The 14,760-nt window shown below is 67.3% G+C and carries 13 protein-coding genes and 1 tRNA gene; 10 read left to right on the top strand and 4 right to left on the bottom strand.

Annotated features, from left to right (window positions below; all coding sequences use genetic code 11):
• Positions 1-43: 43 nt before the first annotated feature.
• Together F9K07_RS11980 and F9K07_RS11975 are read right to left on the bottom strand one after the other, a co-directional pair.
• Positions 44-607, bottom strand: a complete 564-nt coding sequence (locus F9K07_RS11980) for a cupin domain-containing protein (RefSeq protein WP_159593342.1) — start codon at positions 605-607, stop codon at positions 44-46.
• Between the two features lie 116 nt (positions 608-723).
• Positions 724-1,677 (bottom strand): LysR family transcriptional regulator, encoded by a 954-nt coding sequence (locus F9K07_RS11975; RefSeq protein ID WP_159593339.1) that lies wholly within the window; start codon positions 1,675-1,677, stop codon positions 724-726.
• An 89-nt stretch (positions 1,678-1,766) separates the two neighbouring features.
• On the opposite strand from F9K07_RS11975, the gene F9K07_RS11970 reads away from it, so the two are divergent.
• The gene (locus F9K07_RS11970) at positions 1,767-2,759 is read left to right on the top strand and encodes an alpha/beta hydrolase (RefSeq protein WP_159593336.1); all 993 of its coding nucleotides are present in this window, start codon (positions 1,767-1,769) and stop codon (positions 2,757-2,759) included.
• Here the strand turns inward: F9K07_RS11970 and F9K07_RS11965 are convergent.
• Both F9K07_RS11965 and F9K07_RS11960 read right to left on the bottom strand, forming a co-directional pair.
• Positions 2,725-3,618 carry a LysR family transcriptional regulator gene (locus tag F9K07_RS11965; protein WP_159593333.1) on the bottom strand — a complete coding sequence of 298 codons (894 nt, stop codon included), beginning with the start codon at positions 3,616-3,618 and terminating at the stop codon, positions 2,725-2,727. The two genes, F9K07_RS11970 and F9K07_RS11965, sit on opposite strands and share 35 nt — an antisense overlap.
• Before the next feature lie 70 nt (positions 3,619-3,688).
• Positions 3,689-4,480: a crotonase/enoyl-CoA hydratase family protein gene (locus tag F9K07_RS11960; RefSeq protein ID WP_159593330.1), complete on the bottom strand. Its 792-nt coding sequence runs from the start codon at positions 4,478-4,480 to the stop codon at positions 3,689-3,691.
• A 212-nt stretch (positions 4,481-4,692) separates the two neighbouring features.
• Between F9K07_RS11960 and F9K07_RS11955 the strand changes: the two genes are divergently transcribed.
• The 9 genes from F9K07_RS11955 (at position 4,693) to dnaJ (ending at position 14,726) form a co-directional block, all read left to right on the top strand.
• Entirely contained in the window at positions 4,693-5,853 is a 1,161-nt protein-coding gene (locus F9K07_RS11955) for an acyl-CoA dehydrogenase family protein (RefSeq protein ID WP_159593327.1), read from the top strand.
• A 12-nt stretch (positions 5,854-5,865) separates the two neighbouring features.
• Positions 5,866-6,861 carry an acyl-CoA dehydrogenase family protein gene (locus F9K07_RS11950; RefSeq protein WP_159593324.1) on the top strand — a complete coding sequence of 332 codons (996 nt, stop codon included), beginning with the start codon at positions 5,866-5,868 and terminating at the stop codon, positions 6,859-6,861.
• Positions 6,862-6,866: 5 nt separating this feature from the next.
• A complete protein-coding gene (locus F9K07_RS11945; RefSeq protein WP_159593321.1) occupies positions 6,867-8,039 on the top strand; it encodes a CaiB/BaiF CoA transferase family protein in 1,173 nt (390 codons plus the stop codon).
• Between the two features lie 59 nt (positions 8,040-8,098).
• Entirely contained in the window at positions 8,099-9,310 is a 1,212-nt protein-coding gene (locus tag F9K07_RS11940; RefSeq protein WP_159593318.1) for a CoA transferase, read from the top strand.
• A gap of 41 nt (positions 9,311-9,351) precedes the next feature.
• Positions 9,352-10,536 carry an acyl-CoA dehydrogenase family protein gene (locus tag F9K07_RS11935; protein ID WP_159593315.1) on the top strand — a complete coding sequence of 395 codons (1,185 nt, stop codon included), beginning with the start codon at positions 9,352-9,354 and terminating at the stop codon, positions 10,534-10,536.
• Between the two features lie 21 nt (positions 10,537-10,557).
• Positions 10,558-10,631: transfer RNA gene (locus F9K07_RS11930), tRNA-Gly, on the top strand.
• A gap of 274 nt (positions 10,632-10,905) precedes the next feature.
• A complete protein-coding gene (gene grpE / locus F9K07_RS11925) occupies positions 10,906-11,469 on the top strand; it encodes a nucleotide exchange factor GrpE (RefSeq protein WP_159593312.1) in 564 nt (187 codons plus the stop codon).
• 87 nt (positions 11,470-11,556) lie between these two features.
• The gene (dnaK, locus tag F9K07_RS11920) at positions 11,557-13,497 is read left to right on the top strand and encodes a molecular chaperone DnaK (RefSeq protein ID WP_159593309.1); all 1,941 of its coding nucleotides are present in this window, start codon (positions 11,557-11,559) and stop codon (positions 13,495-13,497) included.
• A gap of 95 nt (positions 13,498-13,592) precedes the next feature.
• On the top strand, positions 13,593-14,726 hold the full coding sequence (gene dnaJ, locus F9K07_RS11915) for a molecular chaperone DnaJ (RefSeq protein WP_159593306.1): 1,134 nt from the start codon (positions 13,593-13,595) through the stop codon (positions 14,724-14,726).
• Positions 14,727-14,760 lie beyond the last annotated feature (34 nt).

Below are 14,760 nucleotides of genomic sequence, written 5' to 3'. Positions count from 1 at the left end.
TCCATCTGCGGGTGCTTTGCCCGTGGTTGATTACTGCGTCAGTTCAGATCGCCGAACCTTCGATATCCGCCGGCATCTTGAAATTCGGCAGCTTCTTCAGATTGCCGGCCTCATCCACCGCCAGGCCCGATTCGGCCGCGGCACGGCTGAGCACTTCGTGGTGCCAGGTGACCGAGCCACCGCCCGTGTGCCCGCCCACCATGGCCAGCACCGTGAGTTCGAAGTCGTTGTGGTTGCGAAAGCCGCGCATCACGCCGGTGGGCACCGAACACACGTCCAGCGGCGCCAGGGGCAGTTCTTCCTTGTCATCGCCGATGAGCACGGTCAGCGGGCCATTGATGGGAATGAACACCTCGGGCGTTTTGTGGGCGTGCAGGCCCGCGCCGCCGCCCGGGGGCACCACGATGTAGGACACGGTGAAGCCATGGTCGTCGTTGATGGGCGGCTGCATGGCCGCGTTCTCCACCACGCCGCGGCCGATGACTTTCAGGTTCGCCTTGCGTCCTTCGGGCAGCAGGGAATCGACAAACGCCAGACTGAAGGGCTTGAGGCTCTTGAAGCGCGCGACGCGCGTGGCTTCGATCTGTTTCAACAGTTCGCTTGGCATGCAGGATCTCCTTCGGTTTCGTGAATGCCTGCATCATGTGGCGGACGGGCCGGGGCGTAAAACACGCATTGGAGATGCTTGCCATGCCGCGGCGGCATGGTGGGTTGGACCGGGCACTAACGCGACGATTTCGAACGCGCGGACGAACCGCGCCACGGTCGCGCGCCACGCCAACCGCCGCTGCGCACGATTTTCCCCAGGTGGCTGCGCAGCATCGCCAGCACTTCGCCACCCAGGCGCGACATGGGCCGATCGGTCGACCAGGCCAAGCTGCGGTTGAGCCACAGCCCCGTGATCGGCACGGCCGTGAGTTCGCTGTCGTGCGCAAAGCCGGCGCCCACGTAGATGGTGTAGCCCATGCCCAGCCGGATCATCTGCGTGGCCAGACCGATCGACGCTACTTCCAGCGCCACACTGAGTTCGACCCGCTTGCGGCTGGCCAGCGCCTCCAGCTCGTTGCGCACACCGGCGCTCGACATGCCGGTGAGGATCAAGGGCAAGCCCTTGAGTTGCTGCACGCCGATCTCAGCGCGCTGCATCAAGGGCGCGGACGAGGGACCGATGAGGCACAGCCGGTCTTCGAACAACGGCTCGACGGCCAGGCTGTGCACCGGTGCGGGCGCGTTGCCACTGAGCACGGCCATGTCGATGGAACCTGCGCGCAGCATGTCGCGCAACTCCGGGCTGTAGGCCTCGACAATGCGCAACTGCGCGTCCGGGTATTGCGCCACCACTTGCTGCGCGAAGCTCGCACCCACCATGGCGGCAAAGTTCGGCGTCATGCCCACGCCCACCGGGCCGAACGGGCGGGATCGGCTCTGGCCCAGGTCGCTGCGCAACTGTTCGAAACTGCGCAGCAGAAAGCGCGCGCGCTCCAGCAGGTCACGCCCCTCCGGCGTGAGTGCCGCGCCGCGCAAGTGGCGGTCGAACAGGCGCACGCCCAGATCGTCTTCCAGGTCCTGCATGCGCCGGCTCAGCGCCGACTGCGCCACATACAGCTGCGTGGCCGCGCGCGAAAAGTTCTCGTGCTCGGCCACGGCCACGAAGTACTTGAGCTGGCGAATATCCATGCGCGAATGATAGACACCATCGCGTGGCGGCATGGCCGGTACACGCAAGTGGCATCGCACCCGGCCCCACCGTGCCGTATGCTGGCCGCATGAACGTCCGACAAGACCACGAAAGCCGCCTGCACCCCGAACTGCGTGAGACGGTGATGCGCATCCAGGCCGCGGGCGGCAAACCCGCGCACCTGCAGACCTCCGCCGAAGTGCGTGCCGCGTTCCTGGCCGCGCGCCAGCCGCTGCGGCGTGATGCCCAAGACCTCCACATCGAAGACAGCACGGTCGACGCCCGCCACGGCCCCATTCCCATACGCACCTACCGGCCACCGGCCGACAGGGGAAAGCCACTGGCCGCTTTCGCCTACTTTCACGGCGGCGGGTTCACCAACGGCGATCTGGACAGCCACGATGCCATTGCCTGCGCCATCGCGCGCCAAGCCCATTGCATGGTGGCCAGCGTCGACTACCGCGTCTTGCCAGAGCACCGTTTTCCAGCAGCGTTCGACGATGCCGTTGCCGTGCTCTCCTGGCTGCCTGAGTGGGCCGAACGCGCGGGCTTGGCCCGCACCGATGTGGCCGCTGGCGGCGACAGCTCCGGCGCCAACCTGGCGATGGCTGCAGCGCTAGCCCTGGCGCACCAGGTGCCACTGCGGGCGCTGTGGCTGGCCTATCCGATCATTGGCGCCGACTTCAACACCCCTTCGTACATCGAGAACGCCGAAGCGCCCTTGCTCACCCGCGCCCGCTGCCAGCGCATTCTGGCGGACTACGTGGGCCGACCCCTGGACGATGGCGACTGGCGCGCCGCCCCGCTCCTGGCCCAAGACCTGTCTTCCCTGCCGACGGTCGTGGCCATCGCGGCCGAACTCGACCCGCTGCGCAGCGACGCGGAAATCCTGATTCAGCGCCTGCGCCAAAGTGCGCCGCGTTCCACGCTGGTGCGTGCGCACGGCATGCCGCATGGGTTTCTGCGCTGGTTGTCAACCAGCCCGGCGGTGGCAGAGGTCGCCAGCGCCAGCTTGCAGGCCTTGAGAGACGCGCTTGCGCCAGCGCTCAACCCACCGCATAACGCCGCGCCACTTCAATGAACCGCAGCGCGGCCGGCGTCTGCAGCCCCGGCTGCCAGGCCAGCGCCAGGGTGGTCTCGCCCGAGGGCGGCAGGTCGGCCAGTTCGCGGTAGACCACGCCGGGCTCGCGTTGGCCGCGCGTGACGGCGGGCACCAGCGCCACCCCCAGCCCACTTTCGACCAGGGCCAGCACCGTGGGCACTTGCGTCGCTTCCTGCGCTACCTGGGCCACGAAACCGGCCCACTGGCACAAGGCCATGGCCGCGCCGTGCAGGCCACCGGCTTCGGCGGCGTTGTACATCACGAAGGGTTCGCGCGCGAGGTCCTTCACCGCCACGGTCTCGCGCGAGGCCAGCGGGTGCGCGCTCGGCAACGCGAGCACGAAGGGGTCGCGCTGCAAGGTCAGCAACTCGGCCGTGCTCGATTGCAGCAGGGGCGTGCGCACGATGCCCACGTCCAGCCCTTCTTCGGCCAGGGCCTCGACGATGCGGTAGGAGGTCAACTCGCGCAGCACCAGCTCCACGCCGGGGTACTCGGCACGGAAGGCCGGCACGAGCGCGGGCAGCACGCTGTAGATGGTGGAGCCTACGAAACCGATGCGCAGCGGCCCGCCGGTGCCTTGCGCGGTGTCCTGCGCCAGGCGCAGCATCTGCTCGCCGTGGTAGAGCATGCGGCGCGCCTCGATCAGCACGGCCTGGCCGCTGGCCGTCAAGGCCACGCCGGTGGGCATGCGCTCGAACAGGCGCGCGCCCAACTCGCTCTCCAGCTTCTGGATCGACACCGACAAGGCCGGCTGCGCGATGTGCAAGCGCTCGGCGGCGCGGCTGAAGTTCAGCGTTTCGGCCAGGACATGGAAGTGGCGAAGGCGGCGCAGGTCCATACGAATCGATCACGGTCACGCAGAGAGGGGACGCACAGCATACCCGCCCACCTCCGCTGCGCCCGCGCACTCATTCGAAGCGGGCCGCGCGCTTCTCCATGAAGGCGTTGACCGCCTCGACGTGGTCGGGCGTCTTGTGCGACACCGCCTGGTACACCGCCGAGAGTTCCAGCACCGAGTCCAGCCGCGTGTGCAGGCCTTCGCGGATGAGCCGCTTGGTCAGGCGCAGGCTGTGGCCGGCGTTGGCGGTGATGCGGCCCGCGAGTGCACGCGCGGTGGGCAGCAGTTCCTCGGGCGCCACCACGCGCGAGACCAGGTTCCATTCGAGCGCCTGTTGCGCGTCGATCATGTCGCCGGTGAAGGCCAGTTCGGAAGCCCGCGCCAGGCCGATCATGCGCGGCAACAACCAGGCGCCGCCATCGCCCGGGATGATGCCGAGCTTGACGAAGCTCTCGGCGAACTTGGCGTGGGTGGAGGCGATGCGGATGTCGCACATGCAGGCCAGGTCCAGCCCCGCGCCGATCGCGTGGCCGTTGACCGCGGCGATCACCGGCACCTCCAGGTTGAACAGGCTGAGCGCGAGCTTCTGGATGCCGCGCCGATAGTCCTGGCGGATGCGCATCTCCTGCACCTCGGGCGAGGCCTGGCGCTTCATCTCCACGATGTCGCCACCGGCGGAGAACGAAGGGCCGTTGGCGGTGAGGATCACGCAGCGCACCTCGGGGTCGACGTCGATGCGGTCGATCGCGACCAGGAACTCCGAGACCGCGGAGTTGCCCGTGAGCGGGTTGCGCTTCTCGGGCTGGTTCATGGTCAGCGTGACCACGGGGCCTTGCTGCTCGTAGATCAGGAAGTCGGACATGGCGGCTCTTCAAAAAACAAAGAGCGACAGGGTAACCAGCCTGCCCGGTGTGCGTCCAATACCGAATCGCCCGTTCGCCATCGCGTTTGCTTATCGGCGCGCTGGTGTCGCGTTCAAGGTATCGCGTTTGGCTATGGCGCGGCGGCGAATCGGTATTGGACGATGGGCATCGCGGCCCGTACCCTGCGGCGCACCTTCACACTGCCCTTGCCATGTCTTCCCTGCTCGACCAATTCCGACAGGCCACGCTGCCACCCCATGCAGAGGCGTTCCGCCAGGACGTCAAGGCCTTTCTCGCCACCGATCTTCCAGCGGCACCCGCCGACGTGCGCGCCCGCTCGTGGCTGGCTTTCGACGCCGAATTCAGCCGCCGGCTCGCTGCGCGCGGCTGGGTGGGCGTGACGCTGCCGCGCGCCTACGGCGGTGCCGAGCTCGACGCGTTCAGCCGCTATGTGCTCGTGGAGGAACTGCTCGCGGCCGGCGCACCCGTGGGCGCGCACTGGATCGCCGACCGCCAGAGCGGCCCGCTGATTCTGAAGTTCGGCACCGAGGCGCAGAAGGCCCACTACCTCTCGCGCATCTGTCGCGGTGAGATCTTCTTTGGCATCGGCATGAGCGAACCCAATGCGGGTTCCGACCTGGCCAGCGTGGGTTCGCGCGCCAGCCCCAACGGCGACGGCACCTGGACGCTCAACGGCCGCAAGATCTGGACCACCAACGGACACCAGTGCGACTACGTGATCGCGCTGGTGCGCACCTCGGGCAGCGCAGCCGACCGGCACAAAGGACTCTCCCAGTTCATCGTCGACCTCAAGCTGCCCGGCGTCACCGTGCGGCCCATCGTGGACCTCACTGGCGACGCGCACTTCAGCGAGATCTTCTTCGACAACGTGCAGTTGCCCACCGATGCGCTTGTGGGTGAAGAGGGCCAGGGCTGGGCGCAGGTGAACGCCGAACTGGCGTTCGAACGCAGCGGCCCTGAGCGCATCTACTCCAGCATCGTGCTGCTCGACATCTGGCTGCGCGAACTGCGCCAGCAGAAGGCGGGCCTGCTCCCCCTGGAAACGCTGGGCCGCCTGGTGGCGCACCTGGCCACGCTGCGCCAACTCTCCATCTCGGTGACCGCGCGGCTGGCCGCGGGCGAAAGCCCGGTGGTGGAAGCCGCCCTGGTGAAAGACATCGGCACCGAATTCGAACAGGCCATTCCCACGCTGGTGGAAGCCGCGCTGGGCGCCGATCCCTTGACCCCCCCCGACCCCGAGCTGCTGCGCACCACCGCCTACGTGGCGGCCATGGCGCCCACTTTCTCCCTGCGCGGCGGCACGCGCGAGATTCTGCGCGGCATGATCGCGCGCGGCCTGGGCCTGCGTTGAGGAAACCCATATATGTTTGCCCAAGCCATCGAAGACCTCCTGCAGACCCACTGCACCCCCGCCCATGTGCGCGCGATCGAACACGGCGCGAGCTGCCAACCGCTGGCAAGCGCGCTGGAAGACGCCGGTTTCTTCGCCTTGCTGGCCCCCGAAGCCCAGGGCGGCGGTGACGCCAGCTGGCGCGACCTGCACGACATCGTGCGGCTCGCCGGTGTGTGGTCCGTCCCCCTGCCCTTGGCCCAGACCCTGGCGCTGCGCGCGCTGGTCGAAGACCCGCAGTGCCTGCCTGCGGGCGCCATCACCTTCGCATCGGTGCTCCGCCGGGAGGCCGATGGCGGTCTGCTGGCCGCGCAAGTGCCCGCTGCGCGCGCGGCCGCCCACGTGGTCGGCGTGCTCGACGGCGCCTGGGTCTTGCTGCCCGTGGCCGACGACCAGGCGCAGGCCTCGGGCGTGCACGGCTCCCAGGCCGCCAGCCTGCGCTGGCCTGCGGGCACCGTGCCGCGCGCGCTCAAGGCGCGCCTGCCCGCCGAGCGGCTCCAGTCGATCGCGGCGCTGCTGCACGCGGGGCTGCTGGCCGGTGCCTTGCAGCGCGCGTTCGACCTCACGATGGCATACGCCAACGACCGCGAACAATTCGGCAAATCGATCGGCAAGTTCCAGGCCATCCAGCACCAGTTGGCGGTGATGGCAGAGCAAGTGGCCGCGGCCGGCATGGCCTGCGAAGCCGCCTTCGCCGCCGCCCCCGATGGCGATGCCCCGCCGCCGGCCGCCTGCGCGGTGGCCAAGGCGCGCAGCAGCGAGGCCGCCGCGCAGGTCGCGGCGATTGCCCACGCGCTGCACGGTGCGATCGGCGTGACCGAGGAGTACGACCTGCAGCTCTCCACGCGCCGCCTGCACGAATGGCGCATGGCACACGGCTCCGAAGCCTATTGGCATCGGGAGCTGGGGCGTCAGCTCATCGAGAGCGAGCACCCCACCGTCACCGACTTCGTGCGCACCTTGCTCTGAGCACCATGACTTCTTCTACCGCACCGCGCCGCCGTCCCGCGCTGGACGGCATCCGAATCCTCGACCTCTCGCGCGTGCTCGCCGGCCCCTGGTGCACCATGGTGCTGGGCGACCTGGGCGCGGACGTCATCAAGATCGAGAACCCGCAAGGCGGCGACGACACACGCGGCTGGGGGCCTTACAAGGACGGCGAGTCGGCCTACTACCTCTGCACCAACCGCAACAAGCGCAGCGTGGCGCTGGACCTGGCCTCGCCCGAGGGACAGGCCACCGTGCGCGCCTTGGTGGCGCACTGCGACGTGGTGGTGGAGAACTTCAAGGCCGGCGCGCTGGAGCGCTTCGGGCTGGACCGCGCGTCGTTGGAGAAGATCCGCCCCGATCTGATCTGGTGCTCCATCTCCGGCTATGGCCGCCAGTCTCCCTTGGCCGATCGCGCGGGCTACGACTACGTGGTGCAGGCCGAAGGCGGCCTGATGTCCATCACCGGCGAGCCCGCGGGCGAGCCCATGAAGGTGGGCGTGGCCGTGGCCGATCTCTTCACCGGCATGTACGCGGTGCAGGCCATCCTGGCGGCCTTGATCGCGCGGCGCAACGACGGCCAGGGCCAGAACATCGACCTGGCGCTGTTCGACTGCCAGCTGACGATGCTGGCCAACGTCGCCAGCGCCACGCTGGTCACTGGCCAGGAGCCGCAGCGCTTTGGCAATGCGCATGCGTCGGTGGTGCCGTACCAGGTTCTGCCGGTGCGCGACGGCGAGATCGTGCTCGCCGTGGGCAACGACCGCCAGTTCAAGCTGCTGTGCGACAACGTGCTGCAGCGCCCGGAGATCGCGGCGGACGCGCGCTTCACCACCAACCGCGGGCGCCTCGAGCACCGCGACGCGCTCATACCGTTGCTCTCCGAAGCCCTGCGCACGCGCGATGCGGCGGACTGGCTGGAGCGCCTCTCCTCCGCCGGCATCCCTTGCGGCCAGGTGCGCAGCGTGGGCGCGGCACTGGCGTCCCCCGAGGCGCAGGCGCGCGGCATGGTGAGCGTGGTGCAGCACCCCAAGCTCGGCCCGGTGTCACTGGTGTCGTCGCCGATCCACATGGACGGCACACCGGTGCGCGTGCCGAGTGCGCCGCCGATGTTGGGGGAGCACACCGAAGCGGTGTTGAGGGAGCTGCTGGGGCGTTGACGCGCATGGCGTACGCTCGCAGCGTCGTCCACCCGACCCTGACCGGATGCTGCCCCCGCATGACCTACGCACTCCTTGGCAACCTCAGAGTTCTTGAAAGCTCCGCGTTCATCGCCGCGCCGCTGGCCGGCCTCACCCTCGCGCAATACGGCGCCGATGTGATCCGGGTCGACCACATCGGTGGCGGCATCGACTACGCACGCGCCCCGCGTCTGCCCGGCGGGCGCAGCCTCTACTGGACGGGACTCAACAAGGGCAAGCGCTCGCTGGCGGTCGACATCCGCAGCGCCGAAGGACGTGAGCTGGTGCAGGCCTTGGCCACGGCGCCTGGCGAGGGGGGTGGCGTGCTGCTCACCAACATCGCCGTGCCCTGGCTCTCGCATGCCACCCTCGCGCAGCAACGCGCCGATCTCATTTCCTGCACCATCATCGGCTCCAGCGACGGCAACAACGCCGTGGACTACACGGTCAATGCCTCGGCAGGCTTCCCCGCCATGACGGGGCATGGCAGCGTCGATGCGCCGGTCAACGGCGTGCTGCCCGCCTGGGACCTGGCCTGCGCCTACCAGGCCGCGTTCGCCGTGCTGGCCGCCGTGCAGCGCCGCCGCTCGAACGGCCTGGGAGCCGAGCTGCGGCTCGCACTGTCCGACGTGGCCTTCACCACCTTGTCCCATCTGGGGTTCATGGCGGAAGCCGAGATCCTCGGGCAGGAGCGGCCAGCGCTGGGCAACCACCTCTACGGCGCCTTCGGACGCGACTTCGGCACCCGCGACGGCCGGCGGGTGATGGTGGCGGGCATCTCCGCCGGCCAATGGCGTGCGCTGTGTACCGCCTGCGGCCTGGATGCCGAACACCTGGCGATGGACGAGGAGGCGCGTTTTGCCGCGCGCGAGCCCATTGCCACGCGGATCGAAGCCTGGTGTGCCGCGCGCGATTTCCACGAGGTCGAGGCCGTGTTCCAGCAGCACAAGGTGTGCTGGGGTCTGTACCGTGGTGTGCAGGATCTCGTGGACCACGATCCCCGGGCAGGTCTCGAGAACCCGGTGTTCGAGCCCCTGGACACGCCCGGCGTCGGGAGCCACCGCGGCGCGGGTGCCACCGTCTCGGTGGCCGACCTCCCGCGGGCGGCCACCGCACCCGCGCCCTGGCTGGGTCAGCACACCGAGGAAGTACTGGCCGACGTGCTGGGACTGGCCTCGGGTGCGATCGGCAAATTGTTCGATACAGGCGTGGTGGCAGGACCCGAACGAGATCCCTATTGGACCTCCTGAGAACCGCCCTCTTCTCCCACTTTTTTGAGCCACCCATTGCCATGCAAGACCCCACCACCGGCTACCTGACCCTCGAACGCCGCATGTTGCAGGAGGCCGCCCGCCAGTTCGCCAGGGAAGAAGTGCTGCCCCTGGCCAACCGCCTGGACCCCGAGCGCGCCGACATGCCGCGCTCGCTCATCGACAAGATGGGCGAACTGGGCTACTTCGGCATCACCATCCCCGAGTCCCACGGGGGCATGGGGCTGGGCTGCTTCGAGTACTGCCTGGTGGCGGAGGAACTCACCCGCGCCTGGATGAGCGTGGGCTCCATCATCGCGCGCGGCAACAGCTTCATGGGTTCGCAACTCTTCAACGAAGCACAACGCGCGGCCATCATGCCGCGCGTGGCCCGGGGCGAATACCTCGGCGCGTTGGCGCTCTCCGAGCCCGACACCGGCTCCGACCTGGCCAACGTGAACTGCAGGGCCACGCGCGATGGCGAGGGCTGGCGCATCAACGGCAACAAAACCTGGTGCACCTTTGCCGACGGCGCGGACTTCATCTTCCTGCTCGCCCGCACCTCGCCGTCACCGGACCCCAAACGCAAGCACCTGGGCATCAGCGCCTTCCTCATCGACAAGCCGCGCGGCAGCTTCCCGCCTGGCCTGGCGGGTTCGGCCATTCCCAAGATCGGCTACTACGGGTGGAAGACCTGGGAGTTGGCGTTCGACAATTTCCCACTGCCGGCCAGCGCGCTCATCGGCCGCGAAGGAGAAGCCTTCGCGGCCTTCTCGCGCGGCCTGGAGAGCTACCGCGCGCACACCGCAGCGCGCTCCATTGGCCTGGCCCGCGGCGCGCTGGAGGACGCCATGCGCTACGCCCAGGAGCGCGTGCAATTTGACCAACCGATCGCCCACTTCCAGGCCATTCGCTTCAAGCTCGCCCGAATGGCCACCGAGATCGAAGCCGCGCGCCAACTCAACTACCACGTGTGCACCCAGATCGACACGGGGCAGCGCTGCGACACCGAAGCGGCGATGAGCAAGCTGTTTGCCTCCGAGATGTCGGAGCGCGTGTGCAGCGAAGCCTTGCAGATTCTGGGGGGCGCGGGCTATACCACGCATTACGCCGTGGAACGCTACTGGCGCGACGCGCGCCTGACCAAGATCTTCGAAGGTACCTCGGAGATCCAGATGCGCATCATCTCCGACCGGCTGCTGGGACGCGCGCCCTCGGGCATCTGAGCGGCTAGAATGCGCTCCCACGCGGGTGTAGTTCAATGGTAGAACGGCAGCTTCCCAAGCTTCATACGAGGGTTCGATTCCCTTCACCCGCTCCAAAGCTTCCATAGGCCTCCATCGCCAAGCAGCCGCCATCGGCCGCGACGAGGCTGCCCTCGCTTGAAGGCCCGCGCCGCGGGGCGAGTACCGCCAACCGGCCCTGCCAACCCGAAGAAATTAGCATTCATCGAGACGATCGATGACCCGGCCCACCGCCAAGAGATGCGGCCCGGCACCAAAAGTTCATCTCGACCCCTTGAATCGGTTCGGGGCGACCCCAACTGCCTTGCGTGGCCGTCCTGGCCATTGTTTTTTGACGCACTTCCAAGACCCATGAGCCAGACGCCCAACCCACCCGATCAGCCCGAATTGAACGCGGATCCCGTGAGCCCTGAAGAAGCCGAGGCGGCCCAGGCCGCCAACGCCGCAGACGTCACCACCGCCCTCGTCAACGAAGTCGCCACCCTGAAGGCGCAGAACGCCGACCTGGCCGACCAGTTCCTGCGCGCCAAGGCCGAGGCGGAAAACGCCCGCCGCCGCGCCGAGGAAGAGGTGAGCAAGGCGCGCAAATTCGCCGTGGAGAGCTTTGCCGAGAGCATGCTGGCCGTGGCCGACAGCCTGGAAGCCGGCCTCACCGTGCAGGAGGCCACCCGCGAACAGCTGCGCGAAGGCTCCGAAGCCACCTTGAAGCAGCTCAAGAGCGCGCTGGAGCGCCACAAGGTGCTGGAGATCAACCCGGTCGCATCGTCCCGGTTCGACCCGCACCAGCACCAGGCCATCAGCATGGTGCCCGCCGACCAGGAACCCAACACCGTGGTGACCGTGCTGCAAAAAGGCTACCTCATCGCCGACCGCATCCTGCGCCCTGCCCTGGTCACGGTCGCCGCACCGAAATAAGCCTCTGGGGCCTTGAAATAACCCCAGGTTATCCACACCTTCCCCACATCGTTTTTCACATTTCTTCTTTCGAACCGGAGCAACAACATGGGACGCATCATCGGCATTGACCTGGGCACCACGAACTCGTGCGTGGCCATCATGGAAGGCAACAACACCAAGGTGATCGAGAACGCCGAAGGCGCGCGCACCACGCCCTCGATCGTGGCTTACCAGGAAGACGGCGAAGTGCTGGTCGGCGCATCGGCCAAGCGCCAGGCCGTGACGAACCCCAAGAACACGCTGTACGCGATCAAGCGCCTGATCGGCCGCAAGTTCACCGAGAAGGAAGTGCAGAAGGACATCAACCTGATGCCCTACGCCATCGTGGCCGCCGACAACGGCGACGCCTGGGTGGAAGTGCGCGGCAAGCAGATCTCGGCCCAGCAGGTCAGCGCCGACATCCTGCGCAAGATGAAGAAGACCGCCGAGGACTACCTGGGCGAGCCGGTCACCGAAGCCGTGATCACCGTGCCCGCGTACTTCAACGACGCACAGCGCCAGGCCACCAAGGACGCCGGCCGCATCGCCGGCCTCGATGTGAAGCGCATCATCAACGAGCCCACCGCTGCGGCCCTGGCCTTCGGCCTGGACAAGCAGGAAAAGGGCGACCGCAAGATCGCGGTGTACGACCTGGGTGGCGGCACGTTTGACGTGTCCATCATCGAAATCGCCGATGTCGATGGCGAGAAGCAGTTCGAAGTGCTCTCTACCAACGGCGACACCTTCCTGGGTGGTGAAGACTTCGACCAGCGCATCATCGACTACATCATTGGCGAGTTCAAAAAGGAACAAGGCGTCGACCTCAGCAAGGACGTGCTGGCCCTGCAGCGCCTGAAGGAAGCCGCTGAAAAGGCCAAGATCGAGCTCTCCAGCTCGGCCGCGACCGACCTGAACCTGCCTTACATCACCGCCGATGCGTCGGGTCCGAAGCACCTGAACATCAAGCTCACCCGCGCCAAGCTCGAAGCCCTGGTGGAAGAGCTGGTCGAACGCACCATCGCGCCTTGCCGCACCGCCATCAAGGACGCCGGCATCAGCGTGTCCGACATCCACGACGTGATCCTGGTCGGTGGCATGACCCGCATGCCCAAGGTGCAGGAGAAGGTGAAGGAATTCTTCGGCAAGGAACCGCGCAAGGACGTGAACCCCGACGAAGCCGTGGCCGTGGGTGCCGCCATCCAGGGCCAGGTGCTCTCGGGTGACCGCAAGGACGTGCTGCTGCTCGACGTGACCCCGCTCTCACTCGGTATCGAGACCATGGGTGGCGTCATGACCAAGATGATCCAGAAGAACACCACGATCCCGACCAAGTTCTCGCAGGTGTTCTCCACCGCCGAAGACAACCAGCCGGCCGTGACCATCAAGGTGTTCCAGGGTGAACGCGAAATCGCCGCCGGCAACAAGGCGCTGGGTGAGTTCAACCTCGAAGGCATTCCGGCTTCGCCGCGCGGCATGCCGCAAATCGAAGTGTCGTTCGACATCGATGCCAACGGCATCCTGCACGTGGGCGCCAAGGACAAGGGCACGGGCAAGGAAAACAAGATCACCATCAAGGCGAACTCGGGCCTGTCGGAAGACGAGATCCAGCAGATGGTGAAGGACGCCGAGCTCAACGCCGCCGACGACAAGAAGAAGGTCGAACTCGTGCAGGCGCGCAACCAGGCCGAAGCCATGGTGCACAGCGTGAGCAAGTCGCTGGGCGAGCACGGCGACAAGCTCGAAGGCGCCGAGAAGGAAGCCATCGAAGCCGCGTTGAAGGACGTGGAAGAAGCCGTCAAGGGTGACGACAAGGCCGCGATCGACGCCAAGACCGAAGCCCTGATGACCGCCAGCCAGAAGCTGGGCGAGAAGGTCTACGCCGCGTCGCAGGCCGAGCAGGCCGCGGCAGCGGGCGGGGCTGGCGAAGACGCGGCGCAGCCGGGCAACAGCCGGGCCAACGACGACGACGTGGTCGATGCCGAAGTCAAGGAAGTGAAGAAGGACTGATGGGAGAGCGATCTTCCTGAATCCACGCGCCGCGTCTGGGGAAACCTGACGCGGCGTTTGCACTCCATCCGCTCTCCCCGAATCCCAAGAAGACCATGGCTAAACGCGATTTTTACGAAGTGCTGGGCGTGCCCAAGAACGCCTCGGACGACGAGATCAAGAAGGCGTACCGCAAGCTGGCGATGAAGCACCACCCCGACCGCAACCAGGGTGATGCGGCCAAGACGGCCGAAGAGAAATTCAAGGAGGCCAAGGAGGCCTACGAAATGCTGTCGGACCCGCAGAAGAAGGCGGCGTACGACCAGTACGGCCACGCCGGCGTGGACCCGAACATGCGCGGTGGCGCGGGCGGTGCCGAAGGCTTCGGTGGTTTCGGCGACGCCTTCGGCGATATCTTTGGCGACATCTTCGGCGGCGCGCGCGGCCAGCGCGGCGGCCGGCAGGTGTACCGCGGCGCGGACCTGTCCTACGCCATGGAGATCTCCCTGGAAGAAGCGGCAGCCGGCAAGGAAACGCAGATCCGCATTCCTTCGTGGGACAACTGCGACACCTGCAACGGCACGGGCGCCAAGCCCGGCACCAGCGCCAAGACCTGCACCACCTGCCACGGGCAAGGCCAGGTGCAGATGCGCCAGGGCTTCTTCAGCGTGCAGCAGACCTGCCCCACGTGCCACGGCCAGGGCAAGATCATTCCCGACCCCTGCACCGTGTGCCACGGCCAGGGCAAGATCAAGAAGCAGAAGACGCTGGAGATCAAGATCCCGGCCGGCATCGACGACGGCCAGCGCATCCGCAGCACCGGCAACGGCGAGCCCGGACAGAACGGCGGGCCTTCGGGCGACCTCTACATCGAGGTGCGGCTGCGCAAGCACGACATCTTCGAGCGCGAAGGCGACGACCTGCACTGCCAGGTGCCGGTGAGCATGACCACCGCCGCGCTCGGCGGCGAGATCGACGTGCCCACGCTCGCGGGCAAGGCCACCATCGACCTGCCCGAAGGCACGCAGAGCGGCAAAACCTTCCGCCTGCGCGGCAAGGGCGTCAAGGGCGTGCGCTCCAGCTACCCCGGCGATCTGTACTGCCACGTGGCGGTGGAAACGCCGGTCAAGCTCACCGAGCACCAGCGCAAGCTGCTCAAGGAACTCGACGAGTCGTTCAAGAAGGGCGGCCACAAGCACAGCCCGAACGACAAGGGCTGGTTCGAGAAGGCGAAGTCGTTCTTTGCCTGATCGAAGGTTCAGGCTCCAAAAAAAGCGACGCCGC

It is taken from the genome of Hydrogenophaga sp. BPS33, assembly GCF_009859475.1.
In the GTDB taxonomy this organism is placed as follows: Bacteria; Pseudomonadota; Gammaproteobacteria; order Burkholderiales; family Burkholderiaceae_C; genus Hydrogenophaga.
Note: the sequence above shows the minus strand (reverse complement) of the source record. Positions and strands in the feature narration are given on the sequence as shown.

Coding starts and splice junctions, on each gene's coding strand:
- grpE (WP_159593312.1), top strand. CDS start 10,906: ATGAGCCAGACGCCCAACCCACCCGATCAGCCCGAATTGAACGCGGAT.
- F9K07_RS11950 (WP_159593324.1), top strand. CDS start 5,866: ATGTTTGCCCAAGCCATCGAAGACCTCCTGCAGACCCACTGCACCCCC.
- dnaJ (WP_159593306.1), top strand. CDS start 13,593: ATGGCTAAACGCGATTTTTACGAAGTGCTGGGCGTGCCCAAGAACGCC.
- dnaK (WP_159593309.1), top strand. CDS start 11,557: ATGGGACGCATCATCGGCATTGACCTGGGCACCACGAACTCGTGCGTG.
- F9K07_RS11940 (WP_159593318.1), top strand. CDS start 8,099: ATGACCTACGCACTCCTTGGCAACCTCAGAGTTCTTGAAAGCTCCGCG.
- F9K07_RS11970 (WP_159593336.1), top strand. CDS start 1,767: ATGAACGTCCGACAAGACCACGAAAGCCGCCTGCACCCCGAACTGCGT.
- F9K07_RS11980 (WP_159593342.1), bottom strand. CDS start 607: ATGCCAAGCGAACTGTTGAAACAGATCGAAGCCACGCGCGTCGCGCGC.
- F9K07_RS11975 (WP_159593339.1), bottom strand. CDS start 1,677: ATGGATATTCGCCAGCTCAAGTACTTCGTGGCCGTGGCCGAGCACGAG.
- F9K07_RS11960 (WP_159593330.1), bottom strand. CDS start 4,480: ATGTCCGACTTCCTGATCTACGAGCAGCAAGGCCCCGTGGTCACGCTG.
- F9K07_RS11955 (WP_159593327.1), top strand. CDS start 4,693: ATGTCTTCCCTGCTCGACCAATTCCGACAGGCCACGCTGCCACCCCAT.
- F9K07_RS11945 (WP_159593321.1), top strand. CDS start 6,867: ATGACTTCTTCTACCGCACCGCGCCGCCGTCCCGCGCTGGACGGCATC.
- F9K07_RS11965 (WP_159593333.1), bottom strand. CDS start 3,618: ATGGACCTGCGCCGCCTTCGCCACTTCCATGTCCTGGCCGAAACGCTG.
- F9K07_RS11935 (WP_159593315.1), top strand. CDS start 9,352: ATGCAAGACCCCACCACCGGCTACCTGACCCTCGAACGCCGCATGTTG.